The sequence below is a fragment of the Neolewinella xylanilytica genome (assembly GCF_002934605.1).
Taxonomy (GTDB): domain Bacteria; phylum Bacteroidota; class Bacteroidia; order Chitinophagales; family Saprospiraceae; genus Neolewinella; species Neolewinella xylanilytica.
In genome coordinates, this window is the sequence record NZ_PTJC01000006.1 from 1,301,580 (window position 1) to 1,321,144 (window position 19,565).

Here is a 19,565-nt window from a genome sequence, read left to right on the forward strand (position 1 = left end):
GTAGGAAAGACCGGCTCACCCACCGGTTGCGCGAATGTGGTAGGCTTATGCGTAAGCACTGACGGGGAACCCTGGCTAATTGCAGCGACCGATAAGCGGAAGCGGGCCGGCCATTGGCCTGGAAGCTTTACTTTGCCAGTGTCAAAGACGGGCTGATCGTAAAATAGCCCGTATTCGACCGCCCTTCCCACATCCGATGTATTGCGGACCTGCTTATCTTCCCCCGCCCCAAAATGAGAACTATGGCCACGCAAAAGAGAAAACGTTTTAAAAAAATCCTGGTAGCTAACCGGGGAGAAATTGCCATCCGCATCCTTCGCGCCGCGAGCGAACTGCAGATGCGCACCGTGGCCATTTATACCTACGAAGACCGCTACAGCCTGCACCGCTACAAGGCCGACGAGAGCTATCAGATCGGTCCCGACGACGAGCCGCTGCGCCCCTACATCGACATCAAGGCCATTATCCAAATGGCCAAGCAAAAGAACGTGGATGCCATTCACCCCGGCTACGGCTTCCTGTCGGAAAACGTCGATTTTGCCCGCGCCTGCCTGGAAGCGGGTATCGAGTTCGTCGGTCCCAGTCCGGACAGCATGGACCAGCTCGGCGATAAAGTGGCCGCCAAGGAACTGGCCCGGCGCGTCGGCGTTCCGTTGATTCAGGATAGCGACCAGGATATTTCTAACCCCGAAGTAGCGGCACAGGAAGCCGAACGCATTGGCTACCCGGTGATCATTAAGGCAGCCGCCGGGGGTGGCGGGCGCGGCATGCGGGTCGTACGCAATGAAAAGCAACTCCGCACGGAAGTAGTCGATGCCAGTAGCGAAGCAGAAAAAGCCTTCGGTAACGGGACGATCTTCCTCGAAAAATTCATCGAGAACCCCCGCCACATCGAAGTACAGCTCCTGGGCGACCGCCACGGCAACCTGGTGCACCTCTTCGAGCGCGACTGTTCCGTGCAGCGGCGCTTCCAGAAAGTAGTCGAGGTGGCGCCCGCCGCTAACCTGTCTCGGGAGACCAAGGACAAACTCTACGCCTACGCCCTGCAACTGGGCGAGGCCGTGGGCTACTACTGCGCCGGTACGGTGGAATTCCTGGTCGACCAGGACGAGTCCATCTACTTCATCGAGGTCAATCCGCGCATCCAGGTGGAGCATACCGTTACGGAGGAGATCACGGGGATCGACCTGGTGCGGACGCAGTTTCTCGTCACCATGGGCTACCGCCTCGACCACCCGACGATTTTCATTCGCAGCCAGGAGGATATCCAGGCCAACGGTTTCGCCGTCCAGTGCCGGGTGACCACGGAGGACCCGGGGAACAACTTCAAGCCCGATTACGGTACCCTCATCGCCTACCGCTCGGCCAGTGGTATGGGCATCCGTCTGGACGCCGGCTCGGCCTTCCCGGGGGCGGTCATCTCACCCTACTTCGACAGCCTGCTGGTGAAGGTCACCAGTTCCGGCCGCACGCTTAAGGGGGCGGCGGAACGCCTCCACCGGGCCCTCCGGGAATTCCGGGTACGGGGCGTGAAGACCAACATCGGCTTCCTGCTTAACCTGCTGGAGAACCAGGACTTCCAGGAGGGCAAGGCCACGGTCCGCTTCATTCCCGACCACCCGGAGCTGATGGAGCTGCCTAATTTCCGCGACCGGGGTACCCGGCTGCTGCGCTACCTGGCCGACGTGATCGTCAACGACAACCCCGACGTCGGCAAGAAAAAGGAGCCCGGTCGGGTCTTCCTGCGGCCCGTCGTGCCGGCTTTCGATCCGTACGCGGAGGTGCCGAAGGGTAGCCGCGACCGGCTGAAGGAGCTCGGTCGGGACGGTTTCGTGGACTGGCTCCGCAACGAGAAGAAGATTCAGTACACGGACACTACCTTCCGCGACGCCCACCAGAGCCTGCTGGCCACCCGCATGCGGATGATCGACATGTTGAACGTAAGCCGCAGCTACGCGGCCAACCAGCCCGGCGATCTCTTCAGCATGGAAGTATGGGGAGGAGCCACCTTCGACGTTGCCCTCCGCTTTCTCATGGAAGACCCGTGGCGGCGGTTGCGCAAACTGCGGACGGCCATTCCGAATACCATCTTCCAGATGCTGCTGCGCGGCAGCAACGGGGTGGGGTACAAGGCCTATCCCGATAACCTCATCATCAAGTTTATCGAGGAAGCCGCCCGGGGCTCCATGCTCTATGATGCCGATGGGAAGGAAAGGGGTTACGCCGGCGGTATCGACCTTTTCCGGATTTTCGATTCCCTTAACTGGGTGAAGAACATGGAAGTGTCGATCAAGACCGTAAGGGAGAACACCGATAGTCTGGCCGAAGCCTGCATCTGCTATTCCGGCGACCTGACCAATCCGGGGAATACCAAGTTCAACCTTCAATACTACATCGACCTGGCTAAGCGGCTGGAAAGCGCCGGTGCGCACATTCTGGCCATCAAGGACATGGCCGGTCTGCTCAAACCCCTGGCCGCCAAGGAGCTCATTTCGGCCCTGCGCGAAGAGACAACGCTGCCCATCCACCTTCACACCCACGATACGAGCGGGATCCAAAGCGCTACGTACCTGGAGGCCATCAACTCCGGGGTGGACGTGGTGGACGTCGCGCTGAATAGCTTGTCCGGCCTAACTTCCCAGCCAGGCTACAACAGCATCGTAGCCATGATGCAGGGGCACGAGCGCGAGAACCCCGTGGACCTGCCGCTGCTGAACAAATTCGCCGACTACTTCGAGCTCGTCCGGAACTATTACTATCCTTTCGAAACCGAGCTCCGTGCCGGCACGGCCACGATCTACGACACCGAGATCCCCGGCGGCCAGTACTCCAACCTACGGCCGCAGGCGCGCGGACTGGGGTTGGAGGAGCAGTTCAGTACCATCCGCGAGAACTACGCCGCCGCGAACCGGCTTTTCGGTAACCTGGTCAAAGTGACGCCGTCCTCCAAGGTCGTGGGTGATATGGCCATGTTCATGACCAGCAACGGGCTCACCGAGCAGGACGTGCGGGAGCGCGGGCAGAAACTGGATTTCCCCGACAGCGTAAAGAGCCTCATGCGCGGCGACCTCGGCCAGATCGAGGGTGGTTTCGACCGTGAGGTGCAGAAAATGGTCCTGAAGGGCGAAGAACCCTACACCGACCGGCCGAACGCCCACCTGGAGCCCGTAGACTTCGACGCCATAGCCGAGCAGTACCGCGCCGACTTCGAAGAGGAGCCGACGATTAAGGACTTACTCAGCCAGCAGCTTTACCCGAAGGTTTTCGCCGACTTCAAGGAATTCCAGCAGGAATACGGGGAAGTAGCCAACCTGCCCACCACCGCTTTCTTCTACGGCCTCAAGCCCAACGAGGAGATACTCGTTCGCATAAGTGCCGGCAAACGGATCGCGATCAAGTACCTCAATATGACCAACGCCGACGAGCTCGGTAACCGCCTGGTCTTCTTCAGCCTCAACGGGCAGACCCGCAGCATTACGGTGCGCGATCGCTCGCTGGAAAGCAAGGTGGCCGCCCACGTAAAGGCCGGCGGGGAGAAGGAGGTAGGCAGTCCGCTGCAGGGCAACCTAAGTCGCATCCTGGTAAAGGTGGGCGACGAGGTCCAGGCCGGCGATCCGCTCTTCGTGATCGAGGCCATGAAGATGGAATCGACCATTACCAGTCCGGTAGACGGGGAGGTGACCCTCATTCCGCTGAAGGAAAAGACCCTGGTGGAGGCGAACGACCTGGTAGTACGGATTGGGTAACCGAAGCCTAAACTTTCCGGGGGGCTCGACGGTCTCAATGGTAAAGGAACCCGCTACATGCTGAAGGCTACCGCCACCATAGTGCTTGCGTTACTGGTGTTCACCTGCATGGAAAGCGGGGACCCGCCCACGGACAATTTGTACCGTCCGTACCAGGACGCCTACGACGACGCGGAAACGCCCCCCGAGGCCGACCGCCGCTTCACTGCCGGGGAATTCGTGGGGCTCATCACCCCCGGTATGCCCGTGGCCCAGATTGAGAATCGCTACGGTAGCGGGGTGATGGAGAGCCGCAAGCTTCCCGCGGGGGAGGGCACTACCGAACCCGGTTACGTGCTTTTCCCCGGCACCGTGGATGAGCTTTTCATCCTGCTGGGTGAGGACAAGCAGCCGGATCGCGTTCGCTTCTCCAATCCGCGTGCGAACTGGCACGATGCGGCTACTGGGCTGACCATCGGCACGGAGTTTCACGACTTACGGGAAATGAACGGGGCGCCCTTTGAGTTCAGCGGCTTCGGGTGGGACTACGCCGGTACGGTAGTGGACTGGCACGGGGGAAAGCTGGAGGACCTCATCGTACGCCTCACCTACGCTCCGGAGCGGCTGGTGGGCGGCGGACTGCCCGATAGCTTACTCGGGGACATGCGCCTCTCCAGTGATTCGGCGGCGGTTCAGGGATTGGGTTTACGGGTTCGGGAGATCATTGTTCCGATCCGCGAAGAAGATTGAGTCTGGATCATCCCCTATCTTACGGGAATGATCGATCACTTATCCCTGCTCTGTCGCACCTCCCTTCTACTCCTTTTAGTACACAGTGCGGGGCCGCTCGTTGCCGGCGCGCTTTCGGTAAGCGGGCCCGATGGGACGCTGCGGTACCGGGTGGAGTTTAGCGATCGGTTAATGGACGACTGGTCGGTACTGGAGTTGACTGGCGCGGCCGATGAGTTAATAGAGCTTTTTCGAGATGAGCGGGTAGCCTGGGTTTCCCTGTCCTTTTACCATCCGGTCAGTAACAAGCGATTTTTCACCGAGGTATTCGTAGGGCAGGATAACGATATAAGCGTGGTCCTAGATTGGCGGCTCACAACGGACGACAGCCAGCTATCCGTATCGTACGAACGCCATCCCGCTACTACGGCGCAGTTAGTCTACGACGCCTTTACGTCGACTTCCCCCGCCAACCATGCAATACAAATCGCCGATCGCTACGGGGATGAACTAAACCAACCCGATGCGGATCTGCACGCAATTACTTTCCTGTGGGTGACCGACCAGCTTGGCTACTACGAGTCCACCGATGGGAGAGAGGATGTTGACGCTCCCTACCGCGAACGAATGACCCATCGTATGCTTCATGCACTAAGCGGAATGTCGCACGACGGGGACCTCTTCTCCGAGCTGACCCAGAAACGAAAAGATGCGCTAGTTCTTCGAGCCTTTTCCTCCCAGCTTCCTGAGTCGGAGAACGCCTTTCACGGGCGATTCTGGAGTGCCTACATGTCCTTGCGTGCTGACGTAACTCAGCAAATCCAGGCCACCTACGAGGCTGCTGGATCATCTCGGCAGGGCGTGGATAGTTGTTCCGAGCAAGCGGCCAAGATTCGCCCTACGTTCGCTAACCTACTGGTGTACGCGGAATATGAGTGGTTCGAGTATCTGTATGCTGCGCAGCTACAATCCCACCTAGAAATTTTTGCCAGTACTCCCGGACTCTTTGATCGTGAGCTGGCTTTATTTCACTGCCTTTTTCCCGGTAGTGCATTTACTCCGTAACTCCGTAAATAGGCAAAAGAGAAAGGGCTACCGCATCAGATGCCGGCAGCCCTTTTCGTAGGTTGAATCTTTAATAAGTTATGAAAGTACCTTCTTTACTTCATTAGCCGCATCCTCCAGCGAGATGGCGGAGCGGACGTTCAGACCGGAGTTGTCGATCAGCTCCTTGGCGATGTCGGCATTTGTGCCCTGCAGGCGCACGATGATGGGCACCTTGATGTCGCCGATGTTCTGGTAGGCATCCACGACGCCCTGAGCGACGCGGTCGCAGCGGACGATGCCGCCAAAGATGTTGATCAGGATGGCCTTGACGCGGTCGTCGCGTAGGATAATCCGGAAGGCCTGCTCTACCCGGGCGGCGTCGGCCGTACCCCCTACGTCGAGGAAGTTAGCGGGCTCGCCACCGGAAAGCTTGATGATGTCCATCGTGGCCATGGCCAGACCGGCACCGTTGACCATGCAGCCTACGTTGCCGTCGAGATTGACGAAGTTAAGGCCGTAGCTCTGGGCTTCGACTTCGGTGGCGTCTTCCTCGGTGGTATCGCGCATTTCGGCGATGTCCTTGTGGCGGTATAGGGCGTTGTCGTCGACGCTGAACTTGCAGTCGACGGCTACGATGCGGTCGTCGCCGGTGTGCAGGCAGGGGTTGATCTCGATCAGGCTGGCGTCGGCACTCAAGTAGGCCTGGTACAGCTTGGCAATGAACTTGGTCATGTTCTTGAAGGCGGTGCCTTCCAGTCCGAGGTTGAAGGCCACTTCGCGGGCGTCGAAGCCCTGCATACCCAGTTCGGGGTCGATGTACGTCTTATGGACGAGGTGGGGCGTTTCCTCGGCTACGGCCTCGATGTCCATACCACCCTGGGTGGAGTGGATGATGACGTTTTGCTTGCGCTCGCGGTCCATGAGGATGGAAACGTAGTATTCCTTGTTGGCGTCAAAGTCGGGGGCGTAGGCGTCTTCGGCTACGAGCACCTTGTTGACCTGCTTGCCGGGGCCTTCCATGCCGCCGGGCGTTTGGGGCGTCTTGAGCTGCATCCCCAGGATATTGGAGATGTGCTGCTTGGCTTCGTCGCGGTTCTTGGCCAGCTTCACCCCGCCGCCTTTGCCGCGTCCGCCGGCGTGGATTTGGGCTTTGACTACGGCAAAGGGGCTGCCGGTTTCCTTGGCGAGCTGGTCGTACTTGGACATGGCTTCGTCTACCGTATCGGCCGCGTAGCCGTTCTGGATCGGTACGCCGTGCTTACTGAGGATGGACTTGCCCTGGTATTCGTGGAGGTTCATTTTGGCTATATTTTGCTGGGTCGTGAAGGTAGGAAAAAGTTAGGGGAGCGGTAGGGAATGGGTAGCGTGTAGGTTAAAGTAGGTCGACAGCGGATTTGGGTCATGGTTTGTATGTTATAGTCTGTAAGGATGGCGGGAAGCCGCTGGCAAATGGAGCGCTAAGTGAAAAGAGGAACGATAAAGTAAAAGGACACTTTATTTTTAAAAGTACTTTTTTATATTTGATCATGATAGACTGGAAAAAGATCTGGAGGTTTAGTCTGCCATTTATCGGGTATGCGGTGGGTAAATTCTGGTACCGGCAGGCAGGTGCGGACGAGTTATCCTGGTTATTGCGCCCGATTCATGAGTTGGTTTCCCTAACCCTGAACAGCCCTGGGCAGTGGGTGAATGATTTGGGCTTCCATCATCCTTCGGACAATTTCGTACTGAACGCTGGCTGTGCCGGCTTCAATTTTTTTCTGATGGCCTGTTTGCTCTTCGCCCTGTCACCCTTGGCCTACACCAGGTGGTGGTCGCAACTAGTGATTGCACCTCTGCTTGCCTGGCCGCTTACCGTTCTGGCAAATTCGTCCCGGATCGTAGCCTTGGTCACCTTCACCCGCTTAGGCTTCAAAGATTTCGCCGCCGGGAGTTTACACGTCGCGCTCGGGGCATTCGTCTATCTGGTTTTCCTTTTTCTCACCGGATTGATCCTGCGGTACGCCGCCATCCGCCGACAAGCTAAGCATGCATAAATTACTTGACCCGCGCTGCTTATGGGGCGTAGCCGTGGTGCCCCTGTTAGGGCTTTGGTGCCTGGGGTATTACCAGTATACCCTCATTGAAAGTCTGTTGCAGGCCCACCAACAGGGGTACTGGCATCAGCAAGGCGGGGCGTTGTTTGCCTTGATTTTCGTTGCCTTTGGCGGCTCGGTAGCGCTGGACGCCGCTGGCAAACGAATCGGTATACTTCACCTTGCCGTTTTATTTACTTCGGTGGTTTCGTACGGTAGTTGGACCGTTGCGGCGCTGGATGATTTGTTTCCGGTCGACGTGCCTAATTGGCTGTTGGATGACCGAGCTACGCTCTACGTGCCGACTTTCTTAATGCCGGCCCTGGTATACACCCTGTTCGCAGCTATTCATCTGAGTACCCGCGCGGATCGCTCCTACAGCGCGTGGCCGAACTTTATTGCTGCCCTCTTCATGCCCCTGATGTTGTACGTGTTCGCTACCGTGGTGGTTCCGGCCGTACATCCGCTGCATGACGTACTGCCGGAACAGGTAGCGACCATTATCGCCGTCGTCTTCTCGACCGTATTCGTCTTCTTCGTTTTGCGGGCGGTCTATTTGCTGGGACGCAATCGAGAATGGTGGTCGGTCAGGGGCCATCTCGCTTTTCGCTTTCTTCTTACGGTTTGTTGTCCGCTGATCGGGCTGGTGCTCAATAACTCCAGCCTGTTCAACATGGATGTAACCAGTCCGGAAGGGGTGTTCGGCAATTTCGGACATCCGCTCTTCTACAGCCTGGCAGCGCTGAACGGAATTTACTGTTGCCTGCCCCGCCGCGACATGCTCGGTTACCGAGCCGTACTGTTTGCAGCCGGTTGTTCCGGTCTTCCCTTTCTACTCTATTTCGTGCTGGTTTTTCTGCCCTTTGTCCCGCTTGCGGTGTTGGCTACGGTTTACTACGGAGCGGGCTTATTGATGTTGGTGCCCCTGATGATGTTACCGGTGCAGCTTCGTTTCCTTAAGGGTGATTATGCGTATTTAGTCCGCCACATCAATCCGCGGTACCTGTTAGCCGCGGGCCTGGTGCTGTGCTGCCTGCTGCCCGGCGGTATTACGGTGGCTTACCGGGCGGACCGATACATTTTACAAGAAGCCCTGGATTACGTGTATAGTCCCGTTAATCAGGAGGTAGAAATAGATCCCCGGGCGGTGGAACGCGTAATCCATAACATCAGCTTACACCGCAAGAGTGAAGGCGCATTCATGGGGAATGAGAAAATGCCGTACCTCTCGCAGTACTACGCCTGGCTGGTGCTTGACAACCTGACCCTTTCGAACGATAAACTGGATAGGCTGAGCCGGGTCTATCTCGGTACCGGATACGACGTATCGTCGCGAACGCCAGACCGGAACAGTAGTCAAAACACCGAATTGATAGATCTTTCCTCGGAAAGCAGCTGGGACGCCGGGACCGAAACGTGGACTTCGTGGGTACACCTGGAAGTAGCGGCCGATACCCTCCACGGCAACCTCGGGGAGTATGCCGTTCGCTTTGACCTGCCCCCCGGATGCTTCATCGATGACTACTACCTCTACGTCGGCGAACGGAAAAAGCACGGTCTACTCAGCGAGCGCGGCGTGGCGACCTGGGTATATAATCAGGTCGTTGGAACCCAGCGCGATCCCGGTCTGCTGCGGTACGAGGGAGCCGATCGAATCAGGCTTAGTGTGTACCCCTTTAGGAGGGGAGACGTACGGCGAACGGGCTTTAGGGTTCGCCACCGGGACCCCGTGAACCTCCAGATTGATGGTAAAACTACGATGCTGGGAATAGAAACGGCAAGGGCTCGGGCCGATCCGGTAACCTTTGCCGGTGGTTGCTACCTGCCGGCTTCGTTCAAGGCATCGCTGCCCGCGGTGCGGTTACTTCCCCAAATCCATTTTGTCCTGGACGCTTCCCACCGAAGTCCCGAAGCCGAAGCGGAATTGATCGAGCGAATCCACCAATTCACGGGGGATTTGCCAAGCGATTTCCCGGAACCCATTGTCAATGTGTGCGGCACCTACGTCCGGCAGATGAGCTACCGGCATGAATGGGAACAGCAACTGCACGGTACACCGGCGGGGGGCTTTTTCGCGCAACGCGCGGTAGATCGGATTTTCGGCAACGTCACCGGCTCCTCCCGCACCTATCCCGTTGTTATTATTGTCGGGGAAGACCCCGTGCTGGACGACGATCTAAGTATATACGCCGCGGGTGTACCCTTCGATCCGAAAGTGTACGACTTGGGATCGGAAGGCCGGCTTACCGTGTCCTACGAAGATGGCGTAGCGGACCGGGATCCATCCAATTACGTCCCTCTACCTAAGCCAATCACGGCGTATGCCTTTCCAACTGCCACCGCGCCGATGGCATGGTTACGGATGGACAATAAGCCCGAAATAGTGCTCACTACGGACCCTGAGCCGGCAGCCCCAAACCCAAACGGCGTCTGGACCGGGGCTATGGAACAGTACGCGGACTATCTCCGGAATCGCAGGTCGGGCCGAACCGGTAGGCCGGAATGGCTAAAGGAAGTACGGGGAAGCTTTCGCAGCGGTGTGCTCATGCCGACAACCGCGTTCCTGGTGTTGGAAAATGCGGCCCAGGAGGAGGCGCTGCGCCGTAAGCAAGTACAGATCCTGTCCGCCGACCCGCGCTTGGACTTGGAAGAGGTCACGGCAATGTCCGAGCCGGGATGGTGGTTGTTGCCACTCTGCTTACCGCTACTTTGGTACTTTTCTCCCGCGCTCCGGCGCAAAACCTCATAGCTCCTCCACGTGCGCCTTCACCCACGCCGCCCGTTCCAGGATCTCCGCCTGCTGCTCCGCGCCCTTCTTTTCCCACGTGGCGTACATGAACTTCATGCGGTAGTTGCCCGCGAAGCGCTCCCGGTGGCGGTCGAGAAAGTCCCAGTACAGGCTGTTGAAGGGGCAGCTTTTCTCCCCAGTGCGTTTGGTGGGCGAGTAGTGGCAATTCTTGCAGTAATCACTCATCTTGTTGATGTAGTTGGCGCTGCTGCAGTAGGGTTTGGTGGCAATGAGGCCGCCGTCGGCCCGCTGGCTCATGCCCCGGGTGTTGGTGATCTCCACCCACTGAATTGCGTCGATGTAAACCCCTAGGTACCAGGCATCCACGGCATCCGGATGAGCGCCGTAAATGAGGGCGAAGTTGCCGGTTACCATGAGCCGCTGGATGTGGTGAGCGTAGGCGCGGTCGAGGCTTTGGTTAATGGCGTGGCGCAGGCAGTTCATCTTGGTGTCGCCGGTCCAGTACCAGCTGGGCAGCGCACGGTCGTGCTGGAGGCTGTTGACGGTCTCGAAGGCGGGCATTTGGGCCCAGTACACGCCGCGCATGTACTCCCGCCAGCCGATGATCTGGCGGACGAAGCCCTCCACTTGGTTGAAGGAGATCTGCTCGGGGTCCCGCTCCCAGGCCGCTATCGCCGCGTCGATCACCTCCCGGGGGGAGAGCAGCTTGGTATTCATGGCAAAACTGAGATTGGCGTGGTACAGCAATGGGTCCGCCTCCGTCATCGCATCCTGGTACGTACCAAAGTGTTGTAGGCGGTTGTCGCAGAAATCATGCAGGGCTTTGAGGCATTCTTCCCGGGTGACGGGGTAGGTGAACCGTTCATCCGCCATCCGCCCCATGGTGGGAATATCGTGGGACCGGATCATGGATACGATTTCAGTGGCGTCCCGCGCGAAAACGGTAGGCTCGGGAAAGACGATCTCCTTCGGTAAGCTGCCGCGATTGGCGTGGTCGTGATTCCACTGACCGGTGACCGGCTCCCCGTTGGCGTCCATCAGTACCCGGTGGCGCTGCCGCATTTCCCGGTAGAAAGTCTCCATGAGGTAAGTCTGCTTGTCCCGGAAGAGATCGGCCACGTCGTTGCGGGTCGACATAAAATGCTCCGTATCGCACGATACTCCTCCAACTTTTTCCGAGAATGCTTTCAACTCCTGGTCCAGCCGCCATTCGTCGGGTAGCTGGTATGCAAATACTTCCGTACCATGGTGTTGCATGGCCTGGCTGACGCAATCGGTAATGGTCTCCAGCCCGTCCGTGCGGGTCTCGTCGAGGGTCCGGTAGTACACCGCGTGGCCCAGTGCTCGCAGTCGATCCGCGAAGGCACGCATGGCCAGGAAGAAGCCCGTGATCTTCTGGATGTGGTGTTCGCAGTAGGTGGCTTCCGAGTGGGTTTCGAACAGGCAGTACAACGTCCGGTCGTCGGTCTCCGAGAACCAGGAATGGTTTTCGTTAAGTTGATCGCCCAGAATGAGGCGCAGGCGGGTGTAAGGCATCAGACATGGTTTGCGGCCTAACAGTACGGAAACGGTAGGGTTTTCCGCGACGCCGCGCGGGGCGCCCGCCTTTCCATCGGCGGCGGCCGGGTGGCTTACCTTTACCCGTCATGAAAAGCTTTGACGTGGTAATCGTAGGGGCCGGACCCGCAGGTTGCGCCGCAGCGCTGGAGCTGGGCAAGTCGGGAACGAAAGTCCTGTTGCTGGACCGGGATCATTTTCCCCGCGACAAAGTGTGTGGCGATGCCATTCCCGGCCCGGCGGTGAAAGCCCTTGGCGCCATCCGTCCCGACTTCGGTACCGGACTGGCGGCACTCCCAACGGCGGAACGCAGCCGCCGTACCCGCCTGCACCTCAACGGCCACCGCCCGGTAGAACTTCACTGGGAAACCCGGGCATACACTTGCCGGCGAACGGACTTCGACAACTACCTCCTCGGTCTCGTGCGCCAATACACCGCGACCACCCTATGCCTGGGCAGCCGGGTCACCACCTTGGAGTATATCCCGGACGGCGTGGTTGTTGAGTCGCAAGGAAACGGGGCGGTACGCGCCAAACTCGTGATCGGGGCCGACGGCGCCCATTCGGCGGTGGGCAAACAACTGGCCGGTAACCGCCTCGATCTGAACCACCACGGGGGCGCGGTACGGCAGTATTATCGGGCGGTGCAGGGTATGGAACCCGATCGCCTCGAGATCCATACCCTGCCGGCATTTATGCCTGGGTACTTCTGGGTATTTCCCCTGGCCGACGGGCACTGCAACGTTGGTTTTGGGATGCACTCGGGCGCGATCAAGCGGAGCGGCATTCAACTCCGATCGAGTATAGCCGAATTCATACAGGCTTCGCCCGAGCTACGGGGTCGCTTTGCCGGTGCTACGCCACTGGACACCGTTCGAGGATTCGGATTACCCTTCGGGTCACGCCGGGTAAGCGTGGCGGGCGAGCGGTACCTGCTGGCCGGGGACGCCGCCTCCCTCGTCGATCCGCTCACCGGAGACGGTATCGGTCAGGCCATACTGAGTGGAACGCTTGCCGCGAACGCAGCCGTACGCTGTTTGGGTGCGCGTGATTGTTCCGCCACTATGACCAGTACGTATACCACGGCGCTCCGAAAGGCGGTGGGACGGGACCTGCACCGACGCTCGTGGGTGCTCGCTGTCCATTCGCGCTTTCCTTTTCTGGTGGATTGGGGGGCAAGACTGCTGCAGGTGGGTGGGGTCAATAGGCTGATTCGTCCGTATTTATGATCTGTCTTCTCGATTTCTCATTTAGGAACTGGTAGCAGTTAGGGGTGCGATACGTATCGTTACGAGTTATTCCCTTCCAGCAAGTTACGCAGCATCGCCTGGGTCTCCTTGGGTTCGGCGCTGCCTTCGCTCCGCTTCATTACCTCGCCCATGAAAAAGCCGATGAGCCCCTTTTTACCCTTTCGGTAGGCGGTCACTTTTCCGGGATTTGCCGCGATCACTTCCCGGGCGAGCTTACCTAGGTAGTCGGCGTCGGTATTCTGGATCAGGCCGAGAGATTCCGCCCGTTCGCGTGGATCGCCGGGGCGTTCCAGTAGGTCGGGCAGCAAGCGACCGGCGGCGTTGGCGGCGCTGACCTCCCCGTCGCGGATCAGTTGCTGAAGGGCCACGAGTTGGGCGGGCGTCACTTCCAGTTCGTGACCGGCGTTCAGGTGGGGCAATACGCGGTTCACCCAGAGTTTGGCCAGTTCGGTCACCGCCGCCGATGCTTCGGCGAAGGGGAGGAACTGGACGTAGCGATCCCGGTCCTCGCTCAGGATGGCGGCATCGTCGGCGTCGAGGCCCATACCTGCCAGCGCATCGAATGCTTCCCAGGGGAGGGTGCCGAGCTGGTCCGCCAGTTCGGTCACGTAGGCTTCGGTGAGTACCACGGGAGGAAGATCGGGGTCGGGGAAATAGCGATAATCGTGGGCATTCTCCTTATCGCGTAGCGGGGAGGTGGTGCCGGACTGGGCATCGAACTGGCGGGTTTGCTGCACCACCGATTCGCCTTTCTCCAGCAGTTCGATCTGCCGCTGTGACTCGAAGGCGATGGCCCGGCGGGCGAACCGCATCGAGTTCATGTTCTTTATCTCGCAGCGGGTACCGAATTCGGTGGCTTGCTCCGGTCGCACACTCACGTTGACATCGCAGCGCAGACTGCCTTCCTCCATGTTGCCGTCACTGATGCCGAGCCAGCGCACGAGTTGGCGCATGCCGCTCATGAAGGCGTCGACCTCCTCGGCGGAACGCAGGTCGGGTTCGGTGACAATTTCCAACAGGGGAGTGCCGGCCCGATTGAGATCGACCTGGCTGTAGGGTGCTCCTTCGGCGTGGACGGACTTCCCGGCATCCTCTTCCATATGAATGTGGTGGATACGGACCGAGCGCGCCACCCCGGCTATGCGCAGGGGCAGCTCGCCACCGATGCAGATGGGTTGCTCGTCCTGGGTGATTTGGTAGCCCTTGGGCAGGTCGGCGTAGAAATAATTCTTCCGGTCGAAGGTGCTGCGCCGGTTGATGCGGGATCCTAGTGCCAACCCGAGCTTGACGGCAAACTCCACCTGTTTCTCGTTCAGTCGGGGGAGGGTGCCGGGGTAGCCGAGGCTGATCTCGCTGACGTGTCGGTTGGGTTCCGCCCCGAAGGCGTTGCGATCGGCGCAGAAGGCCTTGGATTCGGTGGATAGCTGGACGTGGGTCTCGAGGCCAATTACGGTTTCGTAGCTGCTGGTCATGGGGGGAAAGATACGGTAGTCGCCAAGAGACTGGGGCACTGCTGAATCGCCTCAAATGCGGCGAGGGTTGGTCCGACGAGGAATGGTCCGACCGAAAGTGGTCCGACGAAGGTTCGTCCGACGAGATCCGGTCCGACGAGGAATGGTCCGACGAAGGTTCGTCCGACGAGGAATGGTCCGACGAGGAATGGTCCGACGAAGGTTCGTCCGACGAAGAATGGTCCGACGAAGGTTCGTCCGACGAGATTCGGTCCGACCGGGAAACGATTACAGCATCCCCCCCAGCCGCTCCACCACGTAATCCACCTGTTCGCGGGTGTTGTGGTGGCTGAAGCTAAAGCGGATCGTGTGCCGCTTCGAATCGGGATGCAGGTGCCCGACCACGTGGCTACCCACGTCGATGCCGCTCGAACAGGCGGAACCACCACTGGCGGAAATACCGGCCATGTCCAGATTCATCAACAGCAGATCGCCCTTTGGGGATTCCGGAAAGCTGACCGACAATACCTTGTAGTGCCCGTGTTCGGGGTCACCGTTAAAGTTGACGCCAGGGTAGGTGGCCCGCAAGCGTTCGATCAGGTATTCGCGTACGTCTTCCATGCGGCGCTGCCGCTCTTCCCGCTCCCGTACGGCTTTATCCAGGGCACGGGCCAGGCCCACGATGCCGTAGAGGTTTTCGGTTCCCCCGCGCATGTTGCGCTCCTGCGCGCCGCCGTCCAGGTAGGGCTTGATGTGGTTGTCGTTGTTGATGTAGATGAAACCGATCCCCTTCGGTCCGTAGAATTTGTGGGCGGAACCCGACAGGAAGCTCACCCGGGTACGCTCCAGGTCGATAGGGTAGTAGCCCATGGTTTGCACGGTGTCGCAGTGGAAGTACGCACCGGTCTCCGTACACAGGTCGGCCACCTCCTGGAGTGGGAGCAGGTTGCCGATCTCGTTGTTGGCGTGCATCAGGCTGACCAGGGTCTTTTCGTCGCTTTGCTCCAATAGGCGGCGTAAGTCGGCCAGATCCACGTGTCCCACTTCGTCGATCCGGACCATCTCCACCCGGGCTGCACCGGTGGCCCGGATGGCATCGAGGCTGTGCAGTACGCAGTGGTGCTCTAGCGGGGACGAAATGATGCGGCGGACGCCCAGGTCCCGCACCGCATTCTTCAGTGCCATGTTATTGGCCTCCGTTCCGCCGGAGGTGAAGAAGATCTCCCCGATGCTGCAGTTTAAAACGTTAGCGACCGTCTTGCGAGCCCCCTCGATGAGGTTACGCGCCTTTCGGCCCTCGGCGTGGATGCTGGATGGGTTGCCAAAGTCGTTACGCATGACCTGCGTCATGGCTTCCAGCACCTCGGGGTCGAGGGGAGTGGTCGCCGCGTTATCCAGAAAAATTCGTTCCATCGGTACTAGGGCTGCAGCTCGATCAGAATCGGGCAGTGATCGGAATGCAAGACATCGCTGAGGTGCTCTACCCGAAGAATGCGGTCGGACAGTTGAGCCGGATAGCTGTGGTAATCGATACGCCACCCTTTGTTGTTGCCCCTGGCGTTGGCCCGGTAGCTCCACCAGCTGTATTCCACCTTCTCGGGGTGCAGGTGGCGGAAGGCATCCACGAAGCCCGTTTCCCGAAACCACTTCGTCATCCAGGCCCGCTCCTCGGGCAGGAAGCCGGTGGTCTTTTCGTTGCGTTTCGGGTCGTGGAGATCGATCTCCTGGTGCGCAATGTTGTAATCCCCGACCACGAGTAGGTTCGGTCGGGTAAGCTGCAATTCCTTGACGAAGGCCAAAAAATCATCCAGGAAGCGGTACTTATACGCCTGACGGTGTTCACCTTGTCCTCCGTTGGGGAAGTAACAGTTCAGGATGGTGAGGTCGCCGTGGTCGGTCCGGATCACCCGTCCCTCGCAATCGTACACGTCGAGCGCGCATCCTTCCACTACCGCGTTGGGTTCCTGTTTGCTCAAGGTAAGCACGCCCGAATAGCCCTTCTTGCTGGTCGCGCTGTGCCAGGCCGCGTGGCCGTACCCTGCCTGGATCAGCTCCTCCGTGTCCACTTGGTCCGGTGCTGCTTTTGTTTCCTGCAGACAGAGGACATCGATGTCCTGCTCCGCGGCCCATTCCGCCAGCCCCTTGCGGAGGGCGGCGCGGATTCCGTTGACGTTGTAGGTAACGATTTTCATGGTTTGCTATTGAACAGTTCCTGGAGGTGAGCGGCATCGGCGGGTTTCAGCCGTCCGGCTAGCACCAGCCGGAGTTCCCGGCGGCGCAGGGCGGCTTCGTACCGCTGTTCCTCCGTTTCGGTGAGGGGGATCAGCTGGGGTACCAATACCGGCGAGCCGTTGTCCTTGTCCAGGGCCACAAAGGTAAAGTAGGCGTGGTGGGTGCGGCGAGGGTGGGTGCCCTGCATGGTGGCGGCGAACACTTCCACGTAGACCTCGATGCTGGTGTTGAACGCCCGGGTCACGCAGGCTTCCAGGGTAATCACCTCCCCGTTGCGAATGGCGCTGTTGAAGGCGACATTGTCCACGCTGGCCGTGACGACGGGCCGAGCGCAGTGCTTACCGGCGCAGATGGCGCAGCAGATGTCCATCCAACGCAGCATATTTCCTCCCATGAGGTTATCCTGTGGGTTGGTGTCGTTGGGCATGACGAGCTCCGACATGGTCGTGAAACTCTCCGCTACGCGCTTCGGAGCCGGCCGATCGCTCATGACATGATCACTCCCGGGCGATCGAGGATGGGGAGGGTGCGCAGCGCTTCTTGGCGAATGGTTCCCGCCTTGAAGAGGTAACGCTTGTCGAGCATGTGCTCGCCGTTGTTGAAGCTGACCCAGTATTCGTTATTTATACCGAAGAGGCTGGGTTGGATCGGCTCGATCCGGATGGCTTCCCGTGGCGGAAGCGACTGGTGGAAATGCCGCAGGACGGTGGTCGTCTTGTCCACGCCGTCGATGCTTCCGTAGCCCTGGCTCGTCACGAGTACGTTCTCCAGTGGCTGATCTCCCGCATTGATCAGGTAGATATCCCACAGCTCCTCTCCGGCGTCCATCCGGGGCACTACGGCCACGCTCACGTCGGTTACTTCGGGCGTTGCGATGTCTTTTTTCATAGGCGATACGCAATTGGGCCGCGAAGGTACGACTCCTAAGCCTAAAAGCGGTAGAGTGCGCCGACATCCAGTCGGCTTGCCTCTAATCGGAGGGCATCCGTGGCGTACAGGGGGGTCAACTGCTGCGTGAAGCCCAGTCGTAAGCTAAACTTCGATACAAGGTGGTAATCGACCGATAGCCAGGCATTTGCCGATAATTTGTTGATGTCGTCACTTAGGGTAGATCCTCCGGCCGTGTTCCCGTACGTAGGGCTGGCCGAGGAGAAGTTCGAAAACCCAAATCGGGCCGCATCCACCCGCAGGGCGTAGTAATTGCCGTTGCCGAGGTTGGTGATGCGGGGACCGTTGCCCCCCAGCAGGTAGGCGATAGCCCCGCCCGCCGACAGGGTAAACCGCGATCCGAACCGCCGGCCAATGCCGCCACGCAGCTCCACCGAATGGGTCACTACTACGTTCCGATTGTTTTCCCCCAAACTGGATTGCAGGGCCCAGGACAACTGCGGATCGACGTCGGCCGTAACGAGGTTTAGGGCTTCCGCCAGGTCGCGATCCTCGCCCACCGAAAGCGTCCGCCGGCCGTAATCATACCGCATCGCTACCGGGAAAAACCATGCTCCCTTCCCAAATCGCCGACCGAACTGCAGGTAACCGCCGGGTAGGAAACTGCCTACATAGCCGGTGGTGCCGACGGCCAGGGCGTACCGGCCACCGGGTTGCGCGGGCGTTAGGGGCGGGGCTTTTTCATTGGCAAGGTTAATGTCCGGAAGTTCCGGGGCGGGACTTCCCAATTCAAAGTCTGCCAACGGAACCAGCGCGACGGAAACCGTCGGAGTTGCTTCCGAGGCAAAGGATTCGGGCGAACGGGGCGCGGGAGCAGTGGGGGCATCAGGAGGGAGAAGTGATTCCCTTACCGCTTTCCCGGTTAGTCGCTCCGGGGCGGTGGAAGCCGAGGGGCGGACCGGGGATTCTCGGGGATAATCATTCCGTGTCACGGGATCCGGACGCCGTCTCACGGTTTCCGCGCTTGCTTCCCCGGAGTAGCTCGCGGGTGCTTTGGCCGCCACGGGCGGGTGCTCGGTCGCCGGTGCCGGGTCGGAGGGCAGGGGAAGTTGGCCGGTGGCTTGGGAGGAGGGGTCCGGGCCGTTCCAGTTGCGTAGCACCAGCGCTCCGCCGCCCAATAGCAGCGCGAGCCCTAGTAGCCACGGAAACAGCACGAGCCGCCGCCGCCGTTTGCGGCCCAGGCGATCCTCCATATCCGCCCATGCTTCGTTCCAGAAGGCTTCGTCCGGCGTCCAGTCTGTTTTATTATCCGGCATAGCGGTTGAATTTGTGGGGTTCTTGGTTCAGGCGTTCGCGCAGCATCTGGCGGGCCTTGTTCAGGTGCCAGCGGCTATTGCCCTCGCTGAAGTGGAGTTTGGTGGCAATTTCCGCGTGGCTGTAGCCTTCGACGGCGAAGAGCCAGAAGACCTCCTTGCTGGTTTCGGGCAGCAGATCGATAAGGTTGCGGAGGTCCTCGGCGTACAGCCGGTGGGTAACGGTATCCTCGGTGGGTTGGTCCCAGTGGGCGATCTCCAGGGTGGGTTTGCGCCGGTGGCGCCGGAAGTGATCGATGGTGGCGTTGAATACCAGCCGTTTGACCCAGCCTTCGAGGCTTCCTTCCCACCGGAACTGGTCCAGTTTCTCGAAAACTTTCATCATCCCCCCGTTCAGGAGCTCGATGGCTTCTTCCCGTCCCGGCGCGTACCGGCGACAGACGCTCAGGGCCGGTGGCCCAAACCTCCGGTAGAAGGCCTCGTGGGCCCGGCGGTCGTTTTGGAGACATGCCTCGACCAATTCCCGTTCGTTCGTGTAATCTGGCAAAG

At 59.5% G+C, this 19,565-nt stretch carries 15 protein-coding genes; 6 read left to right on the forward strand and 9 right to left on the reverse strand.

Annotation, left to right across the window (positions count from 1 at the left end; all coding sequences use genetic code 11):
- Positions 1 to 242 precede the first annotated feature (242 nt).
- From CLV84_RS14755 to CLV84_RS14765, 3 genes are read left to right on the forward strand one after another with little or no spacing between them, the layout of a single operon-like run.
- A complete protein-coding gene (locus CLV84_RS14755; RefSeq protein ID WP_104420545.1) occupies positions 243 to 3,746 on the forward strand; it encodes a pyruvate carboxylase in 3,504 nt (1,167 codons plus the stop codon).
- A 57-nt stretch (positions 3,747 to 3,803) separates the two neighbouring features.
- Positions 3,804 to 4,475 carry a hypothetical protein gene (locus CLV84_RS14760; protein ID WP_104420546.1) on the forward strand — a complete coding sequence of 224 codons (672 nt, stop codon included), beginning with the start codon at positions 3,804 to 3,806 and terminating at the stop codon, positions 4,473 to 4,475.
- 27 nt (positions 4,476 to 4,502) lie between these two features.
- Positions 4,503 to 5,519, forward strand: coding sequence for a hypothetical protein (locus CLV84_RS14765; protein WP_104420547.1), 1,017 nt, complete (start codon positions 4,503 to 4,505; stop codon positions 5,517 to 5,519).
- A gap of 78 nt (positions 5,520 to 5,597) precedes the next feature.
- Here the strand turns inward: CLV84_RS14765 and sucC are convergent, their stop codons facing one another.
- A complete protein-coding gene (gene sucC, locus CLV84_RS14770; RefSeq protein WP_104420548.1) occupies positions 5,598 to 6,800 on the reverse strand; it encodes an ADP-forming succinate--CoA ligase subunit beta in 1,203 nt (400 codons plus the stop codon).
- A 227-nt stretch (positions 6,801 to 7,027) separates the two neighbouring features.
- Here sucC and xrtK point away from each other — a divergent pair, with 227 nt between their 5' ends.
- Both xrtK and CLV84_RS14780 read left to right on the forward strand, forming a co-directional pair.
- Positions 7,028 to 7,537, forward strand: a complete 510-nt coding sequence (gene xrtK, locus CLV84_RS14775) for an exosortase K (protein WP_104420549.1) — start codon at positions 7,028 to 7,030, stop codon at positions 7,535 to 7,537.
- Positions 7,530 to 10,325 (forward strand): MSEP-CTERM sorting domain-containing protein, encoded by a 2,796-nt coding sequence (locus tag CLV84_RS14780; RefSeq protein ID WP_104420550.1) that lies wholly within the window; start codon positions 7,530 to 7,532, stop codon positions 10,323 to 10,325. The genes xrtK and CLV84_RS14780 overlap by 8 nt, the downstream gene beginning before the upstream one ends.
- Here CLV84_RS14780 and CLV84_RS14785 read toward each other — a convergent pair.
- Positions 10,320 to 11,861, reverse strand: coding sequence for a cryptochrome/photolyase family protein (locus tag CLV84_RS14785; protein ID WP_104420551.1), 1,542 nt, complete (start codon positions 11,859 to 11,861; stop codon positions 10,320 to 10,322). The two genes, CLV84_RS14780 and CLV84_RS14785, sit on opposite strands and share 6 nt — an antisense overlap.
- A 110-nt stretch (positions 11,862 to 11,971) precedes the next feature.
- On the opposite strand from CLV84_RS14785, the gene CLV84_RS14790 reads away from it, so the two are divergent.
- Positions 11,972 to 13,111 (forward strand): NAD(P)/FAD-dependent oxidoreductase, encoded by a 1,140-nt coding sequence (locus CLV84_RS14790; RefSeq protein ID WP_104420552.1) that lies wholly within the window; start codon positions 11,972 to 11,974, stop codon positions 13,109 to 13,111.
- 59 nt (positions 13,112 to 13,170) lie between these two features.
- Here CLV84_RS14790 and gatB read toward each other — a convergent pair whose 3' ends face one another.
- From gatB to CLV84_RS14825, 7 genes are all read right to left on the reverse strand, one after another.
- On the reverse strand, positions 13,171 to 14,604 hold the full coding sequence (gene gatB / locus CLV84_RS14795) for an Asp-tRNA(Asn)/Glu-tRNA(Gln) amidotransferase subunit GatB (protein WP_104420553.1): 1,434 nt from the start codon (positions 14,602 to 14,604) through the stop codon (positions 13,171 to 13,173).
- 267 nt (positions 14,605 to 14,871) lie between these two features.
- Complete coding sequence (locus tag CLV84_RS14800; RefSeq protein WP_104420554.1) at positions 14,872 to 15,996, reverse strand: cysteine desulfurase family protein; 1,125 nt, start codon at positions 15,994 to 15,996, stop codon at positions 14,872 to 14,874.
- Positions 15,997 to 16,001: 5 nt separating this feature from the next.
- On the reverse strand, positions 16,002 to 16,775 hold the full coding sequence (locus tag CLV84_RS14805) for an exodeoxyribonuclease III (protein WP_104420555.1): 774 nt from the start codon (positions 16,773 to 16,775) through the stop codon (positions 16,002 to 16,004).
- Positions 16,772 to 17,305 (reverse strand): acyl-CoA thioesterase, encoded by a 534-nt coding sequence (locus tag CLV84_RS14810; protein ID WP_104420556.1) that lies wholly within the window; start codon positions 17,303 to 17,305, stop codon positions 16,772 to 16,774. Before CLV84_RS14810 ends, CLV84_RS14805 begins: the two co-directional genes overlap by 4 nt.
- Positions 17,302 to 17,703, reverse strand: a complete 402-nt coding sequence (locus CLV84_RS14815; protein ID WP_104420557.1) for a hypothetical protein — start codon at positions 17,701 to 17,703, stop codon at positions 17,302 to 17,304. Before CLV84_RS14815 ends, CLV84_RS14810 begins: the two co-directional genes overlap by 4 nt.
- A 41-nt stretch (positions 17,704 to 17,744) precedes the next feature.
- Positions 17,745 to 19,019, reverse strand: coding sequence for a hypothetical protein (locus CLV84_RS14820; RefSeq protein ID WP_104420558.1), 1,275 nt, complete (start codon positions 19,017 to 19,019; stop codon positions 17,745 to 17,747).
- Positions 19,009 to 19,563 carry an RNA polymerase sigma factor gene (locus CLV84_RS14825; RefSeq protein WP_104420559.1) on the reverse strand — a complete coding sequence of 185 codons (555 nt, stop codon included), beginning with the start codon at positions 19,561 to 19,563 and terminating at the stop codon, positions 19,009 to 19,011. Before CLV84_RS14825 ends, CLV84_RS14820 begins: the two co-directional genes overlap by 11 nt.
- Positions 19,564 to 19,565 lie beyond the last annotated feature (2 nt).